The organism is Shigella sp. FC1544, from assembly GCF_001722145.1.
Classification (GTDB): Bacteria; Pseudomonadota; Gammaproteobacteria; order Enterobacterales; family Enterobacteriaceae; genus Escherichia; species Escherichia coli.
Window position 1 is genome coordinate 1 of record NZ_MECT01000417.1, and the last position, 545, is coordinate 545.

Consider the following 545-nt stretch of genomic DNA (forward strand, 5'->3'; position numbering starts at 1 on the left):
CCTCCGTGGTGGAAATACCGGGGTGTAGCAACAGCTCACCCATGCGGCTCTGACAACGATGTTAACCCGCGTTAAATATCCCACGTTGGCCAGCATCTGTCTCACGGAAAGTCATACTGCCTTACTTTTTACCCATGCTCACCGTTAAGCAGATTGAAGCAGCAAAGCCGAAAGAAAAACCATACCGCCTTCTCGATGGTAATGGCCTGTACCTTTATGTTCCTGTATCCGGGAAAAGGTATGGCAACTTCGCTACAAGATTGACGGTAAGGAAAAAATACTGACCGTAGGAAAATATCCGCTTATGACTTTGCAGGAGACAACAGATACCCTTCATACGAAATCTACCTTCACCCCGTAAAAGATGGGTTTGAAGTGGTCAACAAAAACTGGCCACCGAGTTAGAGTTTTTCCAGTATCGATTTTCCGATTCGTTTGGGGGTAACTGGATTTGCCCCTATATTTCCAGACATCTGTTATCACTTAACCCATTACAAGCCCGCTGCCGCAGATATTCCCGTGGCGAGCGATAACCCAGCGCACTA

Annotated in this window: 1 pseudogene; it reads left to right on the top strand. The window is 47.2% G+C overall.

Going from position 1 to position 545, the window contains the following annotated elements:
• Window positions 1–134: 134 nt before the first annotated feature.
• A pseudogene (locus BGK49_RS27910) lies at window positions 135–340 on the top strand (Arm DNA-binding domain-containing protein); the annotation flags it as partial.
• Window positions 341–545 lie beyond the last annotated feature (205 nt).